This window comes from Acinetobacter beijerinckii CIP 110307 (genome assembly GCF_000369005.1).
Taxonomy (GTDB): domain Bacteria; phylum Pseudomonadota; class Gammaproteobacteria; order Pseudomonadales; family Moraxellaceae; genus Acinetobacter; species Acinetobacter beijerinckii.
This window is the reverse complement of the sequence record NZ_KB849765.1, coordinates 24110-38351: the sequence shown is the minus strand read 5'-3', so window position 1 is coordinate 38351 and position 14242 is coordinate 24110. Positions and strand designations below refer to the sequence as shown.

The window sequence follows — 14242 nt, the reverse complement described above, 5'->3', positions numbered from 1 at the left end:
GCTCCATTTCTGTTATTTTCATTTATATCTATATCAACATAGTGCGGGATTGAGTCTAAATCATTTAGGCTTTAGTCTGAGATTAAACTTTATTGATCTTGGCTTTTTCTGATTCAGAGGTTTCATAGTCACCTAAACCTGTGTAAAATCTTGGATACTTTTTTATCCGCCGTTTTTTATTTTTTGAGGTTCGCCTCAATACATAATCTCGCGGTGATATGCTCCATTGTGCGGGGCATCACTCCTTAAGGATTTTATTATGCCAATCATTACTTTACCAAATGGTGATCAGAAACAATTTGATCATCCGATTTCCGTGATGGAACTTGCTCAGAGCATTGGTCCAGGTCTTGCAAAAAACACCGTTGCAGGTCGTATCAATGATCGTTTGGTGGATGCTTGTGATTTAATCACAGAAGATGCGACAGTTCAGATTATTACCCCGAAAGATGAAGAAGGCTTAGAAATCATTCGCCACTCATGTGCGCATTTGGTAGGACATGCAGTTAAGCAATTGTTCCCAGAAGCGAAAATGGTGATCGGTCCTGTGATCGAAGAAGGTTTCTACTACGACATCTGGATGCCACGTCCATTTACTTTAGATGACATGGCAGCGATTGAAGAGCGTATGAAAAAGCTCATCGATCAAGATTATGATGTCATCAAAAAAATGACACCTCGTGAAGATGTAATTGTAGAATTCACAGCACGTGGCGAAGAATACAAGTTACGCTTGATCGCAGACATGCCTAATGAAACACAAATGGGCTTGTACTACCATCAAGATTATTTAGATATGTGCCGTGGTCCGCACGTACCAAATACCAAATTCTTAAAATCATTCAAACTCACTAAAATCTCTGGTGCATACTGGCGTGGTGATGCAAAGAATGAACAGCTACAACGTATCTATGGTACAGCTTGGGCTGATAAAAAACAGTTGGCGGCTTACGTCAAACGTATTGAAGAAGCTGAAAAACGTGACCATCGTAAAATTGGTAAAGCGTTAGACTTATTCCATATGCAAGAAGAAGCGCCAGGTATGGTGTTCTGGCATCCGAATGGCTGGACCATTTACCAAGTGCTTGAACAATATATGCGTAAAGTTCAGCAAGATAATGGTTACCAAGAGATCAAGACACCTCAAATCGTAGACTTTACGCTTTGGGAAAAGTCTGGACATGCGGCAAACTACGCTGACAATATGTTTACAACACATTCTGAAAGTCGTAACTATGCAGTGAAGCCGATGAACTGCCCTTGTCATGTACAAGTGTTTAATCAAGGCTTAAAATCTTATCGTGATTTACCAATTCGTTTAGCTGAGTTTGGTTCTTGTCATCGTAATGAGCCATCGGGTTCTTTACACGGTATTATGCGTGTACGTGGCTTTACTCAAGATGATGCACATATTTTCTGTACCAAAGAACAAATTGGTAAAGAAGTTGCCGACTTTATTAAGCTGACTTTGGATGTTTATAAAGACTTTGGCTTTGAAGAAGTGCAAATGAAACTTTCAACACGTCCTGAAAAACGTGTCGGTGATGATGCACTTTGGGATTTAGCAGAAAAATCTCTTGCTGATGCTTTAGATGATGCTGGCTTAGCTTGGGACTTGCAACCAGGCGAGGGTGCATTCTATGGTCCGAAGATTGAATTTTCATTGAAAGATTGCTTAGGTCGAGTATGGCAATGCGGTACAATACAATGTGATTTCAATTTACCAATTCGTTTAGATGCTTCATATGTCACAGAAGACAATGAACGTGATCAACCAGTCATGTTACATCGTGCAATTCTTGGCAGTTTTGAGCGTTTTATTGGTATACTAATTGAACACTATGCTGGTTTCATGCCACCTTGGCTTACACCAATTCAAGCTTGTGTGATGAATATTACTGATTCACAAGCACAAGCAAGTGAACAAGTGGTTGCAAAACTCAAAGAAAATGGTCTTCGTGCTATTTCTGACTTGAGAAATGAAAAAATCGGATTTAAGATTCGTGAGCGTACTCTAGAGCGTATTCCATACCTTTTAGTTCTCGGTGATCGAGAGGTTGAAGAAGGTACAGTGAATGTGCGTACTCGCTCAGGAAAAAATTTAGGTACTATGTCAGTGGATGCATTCATTGATCTAGTGAAATCTGCCGTTGCCGAACGCGGCCGGTACATTGTGGAGTAATAAAGATTAAACAGCCTGACCGTAACCAACAACAAGGTGCTAAAAGTAACCGTCCTGCGATTAACGATGAGATCCGTGCAAAAGAAGTACGCCTTGTTGCAGCAGATGGAGAGCAAAAAGGTGTTGTTTCATTAACTGAAGCATTACGTGCTGCTGAAGAAGCTAATCTTGACCTTGTTGAGATTGTTGCTAATGCAGAACCGCCTGTTTGTAAAATCATGGACTATAACAAGCATTTATTTGATCTGAAGCAAAAGCAAAAAGATGCGAAGAAAAAACAGCATCAAGTGCAAGTGAAAGAAATCAAACTACGTCCAGCAACGGATGTAGGTGATTATCAGATCAAATTGCGTGCAATTTTGCGTTTCCTTGAAGAAGGCAATAAAGTGAAAATCACTTTACGCTTCCGTGGTCGTGAAATGGCGCATCAACAACTTGGTTTAGTTCAATTGCAAAAAATTGAAGCTGACGTTGCTGAGTTTGGCGTGATTGAACAAGCACCTAAGATGGAAGGTCGTCAAATGGGCATGTTGATTGGTCCGAAAAAGAAAAAGTAATTTTTTTCTTAAAAAAAGCACCGCTATATGCGGTGCTTTTTTATGTGTGAAATTTATCTAGTTAAACAAATACGATTCCTCACATTCAATATGTTTAAAAACGTTATTATGAAAAGAGTGAAAATTACATAAAATTGAGAATAGGAAAGATCAATGTCTAAAATTATTGGTACCAATGAACTATCTAATATTAATCAGAAAGTTGTACAAGAGGGTGAAGTTTTACCGCAAGTCACATTGAAAGATGGTAGCCGTGTACAAACTGGAACTGTGGCGACCATGTTGCACAATATTAATTTATACAATGCTGGTGTTCGAGGTTCAGTTGAGAATGAATTGAGTGTGGCGGTTCCGACCTTATTTAAAGTGGGATTATTTGATTTGTTTAGCGTTGAGGAATGGATAAGTGGAAATAATGCCGGTCGAAAATTTGTTGGGGAAAAGGCAAAAGAATTTTTAGAAAAACAAGACAGACATCTTTAAGATACTCTTTGCATAGACTTTTATTGTTTCTTTTCGTGCTAGGCTGCTGATCAATAAGTATGAACTGTGCTATAACGCAACAACAGTCAGAATAAAGATGATAGGGCAACATAAATGATTGACTTATATTATTGGGGCACACCCAATGGGCACAAAATAACGATTGCATTAGAAGAAATGGGGCTTGAATACCAAATATTTCCGATTAATATTTTAGAAAATGATCAGTTTCAACCTGACTTTCTTAATATCTCTCCAAACAATAAAATTCCAGCTATTGTCGATCAAAATGGACCGCGTGGAGAACCGATCTCAGTATTTGAGTCAGGTGCAATCTTACAATATTTAGGTCGTAAGACTGGTCTATTTTATCCGACCGATGAGCAAGAGAGAGTCGAGGTTGAACAATGGTTAATGTGGCAAATGGGTGGGTTTGGTCCAATGCTTGGGCAAAATCACCACTTCAATAAGTTTGCCTCTGAACGTATTCCTTATGCGATTGATCGTTATGTGAATGAAACCAAGCGTTTGTATAGTGTCTTAAACAAACAGTTGATTGGTCAAAAGTTTGTAGCAGGCGAATACTCGATTGCGGATATGGCGATCTTGCCTTGGGCATTGCGTTACGAATGGCAGGGCATTCAGCTTGAAGACTATCCGTATGTGAAAGATTATATTGAACGCTTAACGGCTCGTCCTGCGGTACAAAAAGCTTTATCGATCAAAGTTGGATGAATCAAGCCATTGAACGATATAGCTTCTGGAAGCATGGAACGATTGCGATGGGATTGTTGTTGCTTACAGCAATCCTTGATGCTCTGATACAAAATCACTATGCGAATGATCATTTAGAAATTTTGTTTTTTAGCTTAATCGCTGTTTTAGGCTTTTTTTGTTTTCTCCTTTGTTTGTTTGGCTATAGCTAGAAACTAGAAACTAGAAACTAGAAACTAGAAACTCACATCGCAGTACAGTGGGATTCGTTGGATTTTTAAGTCTATATCTTTTGTTATGTATTTTTCTGTCCGATCCAAGGTCGCGAAAACGAAGAAATAATCTGTGCTAAAACCATGCTTTTAGCCGTGTAAGCATGACTATTTTATAATTGTGTAATTTTTCATCTTGTCTTGCTGCGATCAAGATAGGATGATTTAAGTTCATCAAAGATAAAGCATCATGCAATCCAAAATTTCTACACGCTATTTAACCAAACTTGGTTTTGAAGGCGATTTCTCTCCAACCTTACCTAATTTAAAAAGCCTATTAAGTCTTCATGTGCAAGCTATTCCTTTTGGTAATTTATCCTCTTTTTTAGGAAGTGAGCTTTCATTAGCGTCAGATCAACTTGTGCAAAAATTATTAATTGAAAATCGTGAAGGCTATTGTTTAGAACACAGTACCCTAACCAGAATTGCCCTAACAGAACTGGGGTATGAGACGTATAACGTACTTGGTCGGGTGTACTATCAAAGCACACCGACAACATCTCCGGTTCGTACGCACTTAGTGACCTTGGTCCGTATTGAGCAGCAATTATTTTTATACGATCCTGGCTTTGGAGGCATGACTCCAACCACGATCGTGTCTCTGAGTAATATTGGTGAAACACAGCAGACACCACTCGAAGCTTTCAGATTCGTTGAGCTTGCACAGAGTGGTCTGGATGCGACAGTGCTGACGGAAATGAAATATATGCTACAAGTCTGTATCCATAATCAATGGGTCAATGTCTATGCGATTAACCCTCAACAGCAGATTGCAGATGCAGATGCCTTGATTGCGAATTGGTATATTTCGACCTCGCCTGAATCCATATTTACTCAGTATTTAATGTTATCTACTGTCAATGCCGAAATGCGAATTACCTTAAAAGATCGTGTTTTACGAACGCATGGCAAAGGAAGCTCTAACAAGAAAGAGTTATCCACTTTGGATGATTTTGAACAAACCATTAAAAGCGTTTTTCGGATTGATATTTCACAGAAGATACTCAAAGAGACTTGGGCAAAATTAACCTTGAATCTATAGCATCCACGTTATATGGTCTGCTCTTGATGCTGTGTTGCTGCCTGTTTGAGAGAACCTTGTTTTGATGTCTTATTTATTATTGTTTCTCTCAGCCTTTGGTGCTGCTACCTTATTGCCGTTACAGTCTGAAGCGGTATTAATGACCTTGCTGGTACAAGGGCGTTCTAATCCTTTCTATCTTATCTTAGTTGCGACCATTGGTAATGTCTTGGGTTCCTGTGTGAATTGGTGGCTTGGACTAAAGATTGAACATTTTAAAGATAAAAAGTGGTTTCCTGTTTCAGAACAACGATTGTTACAAGCACAGCAGATTTATCATAAATATGGCTTTTATTCCTTACTACTCAGTTGGACTCCTGTGATTGGTGATCCAATTACCTTGATTGCTGGACTGATGAAGGAAAACTTTTGGCGATTTTTATTGATTGTTACCATCGCCAAAGGCGGCCGTTATTTAACGTTATATGCTTTATATCTCGGTCTCTTTTAATCAGAAAAGGAAAGATAGGCTATTTCCCTTTTATTTAGTGATCCGAATCTTTAGTAATATCGACTTTGAATAAGTCATTGGTTTTAAACCAGCAATAACTCACTACGGCAAGTGTCATACAACCACCAAGAATAGTCGCAGTGATTGTGCCGAGGTATTTGGCAGCTAGACCAGATTCAAAAGCACCGAGTTCATTACTCGACGAAACGAACATCCCATTCACTGCTGCGACACGACCGCGCATATTTTCGGGCGGAAAAATTTGCAAGATGGTTTGACGAACCACGACAGAAACACTGTCACAAGCACCGGTCATGGCTAAGGCAAATAATGAGAGCCACATATGATTTGAGAAGGCGAACAGAATGGTAAAAATACCAAAACCTGCTACCGCTAATAACATATTTCGCCATGCATGTTGCATTGGCGGAAATTTGGTCAGTGCAATCATGGTGATGAGAGCGCCAATAGATGGTGCAGCACGTAAATAACCAAGACCTTCAGGGCCGACTTTTAATATTTCTTCGGCAAAAATTGGCAATAAGGCAATCACACCGCCAAACAAAACAGAAACAAGATCAAGCGAAATCGCCCATAATACAATTTTAGTTTTCCAGATAAACTGGAAACCATCAGTCAAACTTTGCAGGACATTCTCTGTTTCCATTTTTGGAAAAGTCCGTTTCTGTAAGCAATTAATTAAAATAAAGCAGATGACCAATAATGCAGTCACTGTAAAAAGGCTCGTTTCACGTCCCATAAAGGCCAGCATAAAACCGCCGAGCATAGGTCCGATGATCACACCACTTTGCCAGCCAATGGTGGTTCATGTTGCACCATTGGCATACAGTTCACGCGGAATTAGAAAAGGTTTGAGTGAGGTCGCAGAAGGGTTATAGAAGCCACGAATAGTGCCTAAAGCAAAAATGACGGCATAGATTCCCCAAGAAAGAGTGCTGATTCCAATTTTTTCTAAACCATGTAAGTGGAACAGCGCCCAAAGCACTAAAGGTAAAGGAATCGAAAAGAATAAGCAGATTTTCATGATGGTCTGTTTATTTAGTTTATCTGCAAAATAGCCGCCCCATAATGATAATGTAATGAAAGGAATTGCTTCTGCTAAACCAATGAAACCTAAAGTGAGTGGGTCACGAGTGATTTGATACAGTGAATAAGCAACGATAATTTCCTGAATCAAGATTGCCAATGTTAAACAAAATTGATTAATGGTCACGATAGAGAAATCTCGATATCGCAATGCAGCAAAAGCATCATTTTGTGCGGTCATATTCTTTTGAATTTAAGAGCTTGTACTTATTATAGATGTTAATTTTGTGTATTTTTCTCGTTATTTGAGAATTGATGATAGAAAATATCATTTATATAAAATAAGCAATTTGCTGTCAAAAAATGAGCATTTTACTTTGATTTTAGGTTGCTATGCTTTAGAATAGCGGCTCCCTTACCTGCAGGTCGTTATTGCAATGGTGCAAACGTTCCGAACAGGTGTTCAAAAGAGGTTGTTATGCCTAAGATGAAAACTCGCCGTGGTGCAGCTAAACGCTTCAAAGCGACTGCAAACGGTTTTAAGCGCAAACAAGCATTCAAGCGCCACATTTTGACCAAAAAATCTGCTAAGCGTATCCGTCAATTGCGCGGTTGTGTAATGGTTCACGTAAGTGACGTTGCATCAGTTCGTGCTATGTGCCCATACATCTAAGGAGATTATAAATGGCTCGTGTAAAACGTGGTGTAGTGGCTCATCGTCGTCACAAAAAAATTCTTGCTCGCGCTAAAGGTTACTATGGTGCTCGTTCACGCGTTTATCGCGTAGCGTTCCAAGCAGTAATCAAAGCTGGTCAATACGCTTACCGTGACCGCCGTCAAAAGAAACGTCAATTCCGTGCTTTATGGATTGCGCGTATCAATGCTGGTGCTCGTTTAAACGGTTTGTCATACAGCCGTATGATCGATGGCTTGAAAAAAGCTCAAGTGATCATCGACCGTCGCGTATTAGCTGACATCGCTATGCATGATGCAGTTGCATTTGCTGCTTTAGCTGAAAAAGCTAAAGGCGCATTAGCTGCATAAGCTTAGAGATTCAAAAAAGGCCGCTTTTAGCGGTCTTTTTTATTTTTAGTGAATTGGATTTTCAATAATAGATAATAATCAGAGATAGATGATGCAAGATGAACAATTTTTAAATGATTTAATTCAACAAGTCCAACAAGGTCGCTCATTTAAATATTTATATTTTTGGGGGCATACTTCAAAGCAAACCAATCATGTGGACAAGAGCTGTTTTAGCCAGTGGTTTCCATCACCATTTAAACAGAATGGCGTTGAATATCTCACGGCAGAACACTATATGATGGCGCAAAAAGCTAAACTCTTTAATGATGATGAGATATTTAATCAGATTTTGAAAGTCAAACATCCAAATGAAGCAAAACAACTAGGTCGAAAAATACAGCACTATGACGAACAACTGTGGCAGAAAAAGCGTTTTGATATCGTGGTACAGGCAAACTTAGCAAAATTCTCGCACTACTCGGAATTGGGAGATTTTTTACTTGCTACACATGATCGTATTTTGGTTGAAGCATCACCCGTGGATAAGATTTGGGGAATTGGGATGGCACAAGATCATGAGCATATCCAAGAGCCGAGCCAATGGCAGGGATTAAACTTACTTGGTTTTGCACTTATGCAGATTCGATCAAAACTTTCGGCACAATGCGATTGAAATCTTAGGTGATGATATGCGCAGACAATACCATTTTAGACAAATTGGCGAAGATATTTATATTTGGGATGTCCATCGCTTGGTTAAGCTGACAAATAAGTTCGTCGCCAAAAGAGTACAACTGGTTAATATTCAAGAACTCAATGAAGCCTATTGGTTTCCGGATCAATCTCCGACGACACAACAAATCATTGAACACTTTCAATTAGTGCAAGAGGCTGATCTGAGTTATCCGATTATCTTGTGTGCGCAAGGGCGTGTGATGGATGGTATGCATCGTGTCGCTAAAGCAAGTTTACTTAAGCAAACTGAGATTCTAGCGGTACACTTTGAGCAAACCCCTGAACCTGATTTTATCAATGTAAGTGAAGATGATCTAAACTATGATGAATAAATCAAGTGAGTGAGTTGGTTTAAGATTACATAAACCTAAACATGTTTGATTAGACTTTTGCCTTTGAATCTTTTTAGATTAATAAAGAAAACAGCATTAGGATAAAAATATGTTAGTGAGTGTAGAAGGGTTACAACAAGGTGCATTTGAAACAGAAATGAGTATGTTGCCTAGAAAGGGGGAAACCATTCGAATTTTTTATGGGTTGGATGCTGAAGTTGAAGGGGAAATTGAAAATGTCCATCATATTGTTAATCAGCATGATGGCGGACATAAAGTGGTTATAAAAATTAGACCAACCTATTGATCAATAAAAATAAAACCTAGATGAGTCATCTAGGTTTTTATATTTTGTATCGTTAAAGACCAAAATAATATGCAACGAGGCAGATAATCACAGTGAGTATAATGAGTTTAATCACACCTGATGCTCCCACTTTGTGATGTTGAGTTTTATCAAGCTGATGTGGGATCTCCATGGTTCGATCAATGATTTCTGGTTCTTCTGCGATCAATTGTGCCGTTTGATAATGATTTGCAGTTTTAACAATCAGCTTGGCAAACAAATCATCGGTTTTCTGTGAGAAATTACGGAGATTAATTTGTTCTTCAGGACTCATTAATTCGCCCATGGGTGCATAAGGATGTTGTCTTTTTTGTTCTAAATAATCAGTCAAAGCTTGAGTGCGATGTAATAAGCGGTGTGCACAATCTGCGGGATAATCTGTTGGAATAATCGCAAGATTTTGGCTAGAAAGAGATTCAGGATTTGTTTCATAGCCATAAAAGGGGAAGTCCTGTTGTTCAGGCTCTGAAAAATGTTCTACATATTTGCTACTAAATAATTCTTTTTCTAGAAAAATGGAAATTTGATTCCAATTTACTTTTTGTAAGTCTGCTTCAATTTTCTTAGAGAATTTATCATTCAACTCATAACGCCAAAACACTTCTTGATGGAGGGGCGTTTGTTGGGAAGAGGGTGTTTTAAAGTCTTGATCGCTGTTATCCCATTCAGCCAGTTCATCCCCACAAATCCAAGCGGTTTTTTTATTGCCTTGATGACTTACGATAAAATGAGCGAATGGAAGTAGCTCAACATTGGCATTTGGGTTTTGCTCATCGTTCAACACGCTGGATAAATGTAAGCTGAGTTTTTTAACACCTTGTTTTTTTAAACCTTCAAGCCAGATTTGGAAATGTTGTGCTAATAGATGCTGTGAAACTAAGTCTCTAAAAATTAGTCTATTTTTATTAAAGATTGGATGTTCAACCCAGCGACTAAAATTAAGTTCTCCTGTGAGAAACTCATTGCCATATGTCACAAGTGTAAGTTGTTGTTTCCAGATCTGATTAAGCGCCATCGTTGTAATTTCTCATTGACGATATCGGTATCTTATACATTTTATTCGGTTATTGAGCATCTTTTTACGAAAATTTAAATGATTGATAGGAGAATCAGTTTTTTTATTTTCAAAATTTCGAATAAAAAAGGACTCTATTTAAACAGTCGTTTATCTTCATAAACTAGGTAAAAAGCTGATAAACTATAGCGTTTTATTATATTTCTATATTTTGTTGCTTTGAGAGTTACTATGTCACTGGAAGCCCTGACCACTGAAGCGCTTGCTGCCATTGCAGCGGCTCAAGACCTTGCTGCACTCGATCAAGTTCGTGTGCAATTTACAGGGAAGAAAAGCCAGCTCGCAGAACAGTCGAAAGCACTTGGAAAAATGGATCCTGAAGAGCGAAAAGTACAAGGTGCTGCGATTCATGCGGTTCGTGAAGCAATCAATACTGCTTTGACCGAGCGTCAACAGACATTACAACAAGCTGAGCTTGCAAAACAATTGGCAAGTGAAACCATTGATATTACGCTACCAGGTCGTGGTCAGCGCATGGGAAGTATCCATCCCGTGACTCAAGTACAAGACCGTATTTGCCAGTTTTTTACAAAGGCTGGATTCCAAATTGCACATGGTCCAGAAGTTGAAGATGATTATCACAACTTTGAAGCTTTAAATATTCCTGGGCATCACCCAGCACGTGCGATGCACGACACTTTCTACTTTGATGCAACGCATTTGCTGCGTACCCATACTTCAGGTGTGCAAATTCGCACCATGGAAACTAGTCAGCCTCCAATTCGTATTGTATGTCCAGGCCGTGTTTATCGTTGTGACTCAGATCAAACGCATTCACCGATGTTCCATCAAATCGAAGGTTTATACGTAGCAGAAAATACTAGTTTTGCCGAATTAAAAGGTTTGTTGATTAACTTACTCAATGAATTCTTTGAAAAAGATTTGAAAGTACGCTTCCGTCCTTCTTATTTCCCATTCACTGAGCCAAGTGCTGAAGTGGATATCATGGATGAACGCGGTCGTTGGTTAGAAGTTTTAGGTTGTGGCATGGTACATCCAAATGTGCTTCGTGCTGCAGGGATTGATCCTGATAAATACAAAGGCTTTGCTTTTGGTTTAGGGGTAGAGCGTTTTGCGATGCTGCGTTATGGCATCAATGATTTACGTATGTTCTATCAAAACGACGTGCGTTTCTTACGCCAGTTTGCCTAAAAGTTTTTCAGGATTAAATAAGGTTTATATACATGAAAATTAGTGAAAATTGGTTACGCACATGGGTGAACCCAGCGATTGATAGTGAAACACTCTCTGATCAATTGACTATGTTGGGCTTGGAAGTTGACGAATTAGCACCTGTAGCAAAACCGTTTACGGGTGTGGTTGTTGGTGAAGTCCTCACAGTTGAGCAGCATCCAGATGCAGATCGTTTACGTGTAACCACGATTAATATTGGCTCAGGCGAACCGTTGCAAATCGTATGTGGTGCGCCAAATGTTCGCGTGGGCATGAAAGCCCCTGTTGCAACGATTGGTGCGGTATTGCCAGGCGATTTTAAAATTAAAAAAGGCAAACTGCGTGGTGTTGAATCTCAAGGTATGCTCTGTGGCGCATCTGAAATTGATTTAGAAGACAAAATTGACGGGTTGCTAGAATTGCCTGCTGACGCACCAGTAGGTGTGAATATTCGTGAATATTTAAAACTTGATGACAATGTCATTGATATCAGTATCACACCAAACCGCGGTGACTGTTTTAGTATTCGTGGAATTGCACGTGAAATTGCAGTCATTAACCAGCTTGGAGTAAATGAGCCGAAGATTCAGCCTATTGCAGCAAATATTGCTGATGACAAAGCGGTCAACATCAGCACAGAAGGTACGCCACGTTATTTAGGTCGTATCGTTAAAAATGTGAATGTAAAAGCGCCGACACCTGAATGGTTGGAACAGGCATTAGCGCGTTCGGGCATTCGTACCCATAGTATTCTGGTGGATATTACCAACTATGTGTTACTTGAACTCGGCCAACCGATGCATGCTTTTGATTTGGCAAAAATCGAAGGTTCGATTCAAGTCCGCCAAGCGCAGCCACAAGAAAAATTGACGCTGTTGAATGATCAAGAAGTTGAATTGCAAGATGACATCATGGTCATTGCTGATGATCAAAAAGTTTTAGCGATTGCAGGTATCATGGGTGGCTTGGACTCATCGGTTACGAATGATGCTCAAGATATTTTCCTTGAAAGTGCTTTCTTTGCGCCTTTAGCAATCGCAGGTCGTGCACGTCGTTTTGGTTTACATACTGATTCATCTCAACGTTATGAGCGTGGTGTCGACTTCGAGTTGCCAATGATTGCAATGCACCGTGCTTCTGAGCTGATTCAAGCTTTTGCTGGCGGTGATTTTGGTCCAATTACGGTTGCTGAGCAAGAGGCTTTATTGCCGAAGCGTGAAGCGATTGAACTGAAACAAGCACAAGTTGATCAATTGCTGGGTTATGAAGTTGCTGGTGATTTTATTGCTGATGCGTTAGCGCGTTTAGGTTGTGAGGTTGAAACTAAAGCACAGGGCGAGTGGCGTATTGTTCCACCATCTCATCGTTATGATATGGTCATTTATCAAGATTTAATTGAAGAAGTTGCCCGTATTCACGGTTATGACAACATTCAAATTAGTTTGCCAAAAATTGATGTCAAATTAGAAAAATATCAAGACCGCTTTGAGATTGCACAGTTACGTCAAACCATTGCGACATTAGGCTATCAAGAAGCGATTAGCTTTAGCTTTGCCGATGCAAAACTTGAAAAGCAACTCAATCCAAATGTACATCCATTGATGTTGGCTAATCCGATTTCAAGTGATTTGGCGGCAATGCGTAGTACCTTGTTATCGAGTTTGATTCCTTGTGTGCAGTACAACTTAAACCGTCAGCAGCAACGTGTGCGCTTCTTTGAACTCGGTTTACGTTTTGATTATCAGGGTGCGCAAGACATTCATGATCTAAAACAGATTCCAACTTTGGCCTTGATTGCAGTAGGTGCTCGTGTACCTGAATCTTGGCATGCAAAACCACAAGCGATGGATTTCTTTGATTTCAAAGGTGAGATTGAGGAAATTTTAGCTGCTGGGCGTGTAGGTGTTGAGTTTGTCCGAACTGAACGTGCGTGGTTGCATCCAGGACAATCTGCGGAAATTTTAGTAAACGGTGAATCGATTGGTTATTTCGGACGTTTACACCCTTCTTTAGAAAATGCACTCGATTTGGGCATAACTTGGGTGGCTGAGCTAGATCAGCAGGCTGTTTTGCAATCTTATGTATCTAATTTTACAGAATTATCACGTTTTCCATCGGTTAGACGTGATATTGCGCTTTTAATCTCTGATAAGATTGAGGTAAGAGATATTCAGCGGTTAATTGAACAAACTGGTGGTGAGTTACTTGACTCAGCATGGTTGTTCGATGTGTATACAGGGCAAGGGGTCGAAGCAGGCAAACGCTCTTTAGCTTTTGCAGTACTATGGCAACATCCAGCTCGTACGCTTGAAGATGCTGAAATTAAATCTGGTATGGATAACATTATTCAAGTGTTGGAAGACACTTACCAAGCGACATTGAGGGCCTCATGACAGCATTAACAAAAGCAGAGATGGCGGACCATTTAAGTGAGCTTACTAGCTTAAATCGCCGTGAAGCAAAACAGATGGTCGAGCTTTTTTTTGATGAAATTAGCCAAGCATTAATTGCGGGCGAACAAGTCAAACTTTCTGGGTTCGGTAATTTTGAATTGCGTGACAAACGTGAACGTCCTGGGCGTAACCCTAAGACAGGTGAGGAGATTCCTATCTCTGCTCGTCGAGTGGTGACATTCAGAGCAGGGCAGAAGTTTAGACAGCGCGTTGGAAATGAGCAGATCGATTGATCTGCTTTTTTTAATGTTTATATAATTTTTTACTATAAATTTTAAGCATTAAAAAAGAGGACTATAAGTCCTCTTTTTTAAT

The 14242-nt window shown here is 39.6% G+C and carries 15 protein-coding genes and 1 pseudogene; 14 read left to right on the top strand and 2 right to left on the bottom strand.

Features of this window, described 5'->3' with window-relative positions:
* Positions 1-259: 259 nt before the first annotated feature.
* The 6 genes from thrS to F933_RS05695 all read left to right on the top strand — a co-directional run bounded on the left by thrS (position 260) and on the right by F933_RS05695 (position 5740).
* Entirely contained in the window at positions 260-2182 is a 1923-nt protein-coding gene (gene thrS / locus F933_RS05725) for a threonine--tRNA ligase (RefSeq protein WP_005059391.1), read from the top strand.
* Between the two features lie 5 nt (positions 2183-2187).
* Positions 2188-2739: a translation initiation factor IF-3 gene (gene infC, locus F933_RS16990; protein WP_081400523.1), complete on the top strand. Its 552-nt coding sequence runs from the start codon at positions 2188-2190 to the stop codon at positions 2737-2739.
* Positions 2740-2892: 153 nt separating this feature from the next.
* Entirely contained in the window at positions 2893-3222 is a 330-nt protein-coding gene (locus F933_RS05715) for a DUF7709 family protein (protein WP_005059389.1), read from the top strand.
* Positions 3223-3336: 114 nt separating this feature from the next.
* Complete coding sequence (locus F933_RS05710) at positions 3337-3957, top strand: glutathione S-transferase N-terminal domain-containing protein (protein ID WP_005059388.1); 621 nt, start codon at positions 3337-3339, stop codon at positions 3955-3957.
* 441 nt (positions 3958-4398) lie between these two features.
* Positions 4399-5250 (top strand): arylamine N-acetyltransferase family protein, encoded by an 852-nt coding sequence (locus F933_RS05700; RefSeq protein ID WP_005059384.1) that lies wholly within the window; start codon positions 4399-4401, stop codon positions 5248-5250.
* Positions 5251-5314: 64 nt separating this feature from the next.
* Positions 5315-5740 carry a YqaA family protein gene (locus tag F933_RS05695; protein ID WP_005059382.1) on the top strand — a complete coding sequence of 142 codons (426 nt, stop codon included), beginning with the start codon at positions 5315-5317 and terminating at the stop codon, positions 5738-5740.
* A gap of 34 nt (positions 5741-5774) precedes the next feature.
* Here F933_RS05695 and F933_RS05690 read toward each other — a convergent pair.
* Positions 5775-7028 (bottom strand): annotated as a pseudogene (locus F933_RS05690) (MFS transporter).
* 237 nt (positions 7029-7265) lie between these two features.
* Between F933_RS05690 and rpmI the strand changes: the two are divergent.
* From rpmI to F933_RS05665, 5 genes are all read left to right on the top strand, one after another.
* Positions 7266-7460 (top strand): 50S ribosomal protein L35, encoded by a 195-nt coding sequence (rpmI, locus tag F933_RS05685; protein ID WP_004804484.1) that lies wholly within the window; start codon positions 7266-7268, stop codon positions 7458-7460.
* Between the two features lie 11 nt (positions 7461-7471).
* Positions 7472-7831 (top strand): 50S ribosomal protein L20, encoded by a 360-nt coding sequence (gene rplT, locus F933_RS05680; protein WP_004664213.1) that lies wholly within the window; start codon positions 7472-7474, stop codon positions 7829-7831.
* Between the two features lie 91 nt (positions 7832-7922).
* Positions 7923-8486 carry an NADAR family protein gene (locus tag F933_RS05675; RefSeq protein WP_005059375.1) on the top strand — a complete coding sequence of 188 codons (564 nt, stop codon included), beginning with the start codon at positions 7923-7925 and terminating at the stop codon, positions 8484-8486.
* Positions 8487-8502: 16 nt separating this feature from the next.
* Complete coding sequence (locus F933_RS05670; RefSeq protein ID WP_005059374.1) at positions 8503-8880, top strand: hypothetical protein; 378 nt, start codon at positions 8503-8505, stop codon at positions 8878-8880.
* 109 nt (positions 8881-8989) lie between these two features.
* Positions 8990-9187 carry a hypothetical protein gene (locus tag F933_RS05665; protein WP_005059371.1) on the top strand — a complete coding sequence of 66 codons (198 nt, stop codon included), beginning with the start codon at positions 8990-8992 and terminating at the stop codon, positions 9185-9187.
* Positions 9188-9239: 52 nt separating this feature from the next.
* Here the strand turns inward: F933_RS05665 and F933_RS05660 are convergent, their stop codons facing one another.
* Positions 9240-10241 (bottom strand): hypothetical protein, encoded by a 1002-nt coding sequence (locus tag F933_RS05660; RefSeq protein ID WP_005059368.1) that lies wholly within the window; start codon positions 10239-10241, stop codon positions 9240-9242.
* A gap of 231 nt (positions 10242-10472) precedes the next feature.
* Between F933_RS05660 and pheS the strand changes: the two genes are divergently transcribed.
* From pheS to F933_RS05645, 3 genes are read left to right on the top strand one after another with little or no spacing between them, the layout of a single operon-like run.
* The gene (gene pheS / locus F933_RS05655; RefSeq protein WP_005059367.1) at positions 10473-11453 is read left to right on the top strand and encodes a phenylalanine--tRNA ligase subunit alpha; all 981 of its coding nucleotides are present in this window, start codon (positions 10473-10475) and stop codon (positions 11451-11453) included.
* A gap of 32 nt (positions 11454-11485) precedes the next feature.
* Positions 11486-13867 (top strand): phenylalanine--tRNA ligase subunit beta, encoded by a 2382-nt coding sequence (gene pheT / locus F933_RS05650; protein WP_005059366.1) that lies wholly within the window; start codon positions 11486-11488, stop codon positions 13865-13867.
* Positions 13864-14160 (top strand): integration host factor subunit alpha, encoded by a 297-nt coding sequence (locus F933_RS05645; protein WP_004664224.1) that lies wholly within the window; start codon positions 13864-13866, stop codon positions 14158-14160. The genes pheT and F933_RS05645 overlap by 4 nt, the downstream gene beginning before the upstream one ends.
* Positions 14161-14242 lie beyond the last annotated feature (82 nt).

Coding starts and splice junctions, on each gene's coding strand:
- thrS (WP_005059391.1), top strand. CDS start 260: ATGCCAATCATTACTTTACCAAATGGTGATCAGAAACAATTTGATCAT.
- F933_RS05715 (WP_005059389.1), top strand. CDS start 2,893: ATGTCTAAAATTATTGGTACCAATGAACTATCTAATATTAATCAGAAA.
- F933_RS05710 (WP_005059388.1), top strand. CDS start 3,337: ATGATTGACTTATATTATTGGGGCACACCCAATGGGCACAAAATAACG.
- F933_RS05700 (WP_005059384.1), top strand. CDS start 4,399: ATGCAATCCAAAATTTCTACACGCTATTTAACCAAACTTGGTTTTGAA.
- F933_RS05695 (WP_005059382.1), top strand. CDS start 5,315: ATGTCTTATTTATTATTGTTTCTCTCAGCCTTTGGTGCTGCTACCTTA.
- rpmI (WP_004804484.1), top strand. CDS start 7,266: ATGCCTAAGATGAAAACTCGCCGTGGTGCAGCTAAACGCTTCAAAGCG.
- rplT (WP_004664213.1), top strand. CDS start 7,472: ATGGCTCGTGTAAAACGTGGTGTAGTGGCTCATCGTCGTCACAAAAAA.
- F933_RS05675 (WP_005059375.1), top strand. CDS start 7,923: ATGCAAGATGAACAATTTTTAAATGATTTAATTCAACAAGTCCAACAA.
- F933_RS05670 (WP_005059374.1), top strand. CDS start 8,503: ATGCGCAGACAATACCATTTTAGACAAATTGGCGAAGATATTTATATT.
- F933_RS05665 (WP_005059371.1), top strand. CDS start 8,990: ATGTTAGTGAGTGTAGAAGGGTTACAACAAGGTGCATTTGAAACAGAA.
- F933_RS05660 (WP_005059368.1), bottom strand. CDS start 10,241: ATGGCGCTTAATCAGATCTGGAAACAACAACTTACACTTGTGACATAT.
- pheS (WP_005059367.1), top strand. CDS start 10,473: ATGTCACTGGAAGCCCTGACCACTGAAGCGCTTGCTGCCATTGCAGCG.
- pheT (WP_005059366.1), top strand. CDS start 11,486: ATGAAAATTAGTGAAAATTGGTTACGCACATGGGTGAACCCAGCGATT.
- F933_RS05645 (WP_004664224.1), top strand. CDS start 13,864: ATGACAGCATTAACAAAAGCAGAGATGGCGGACCATTTAAGTGAGCTT.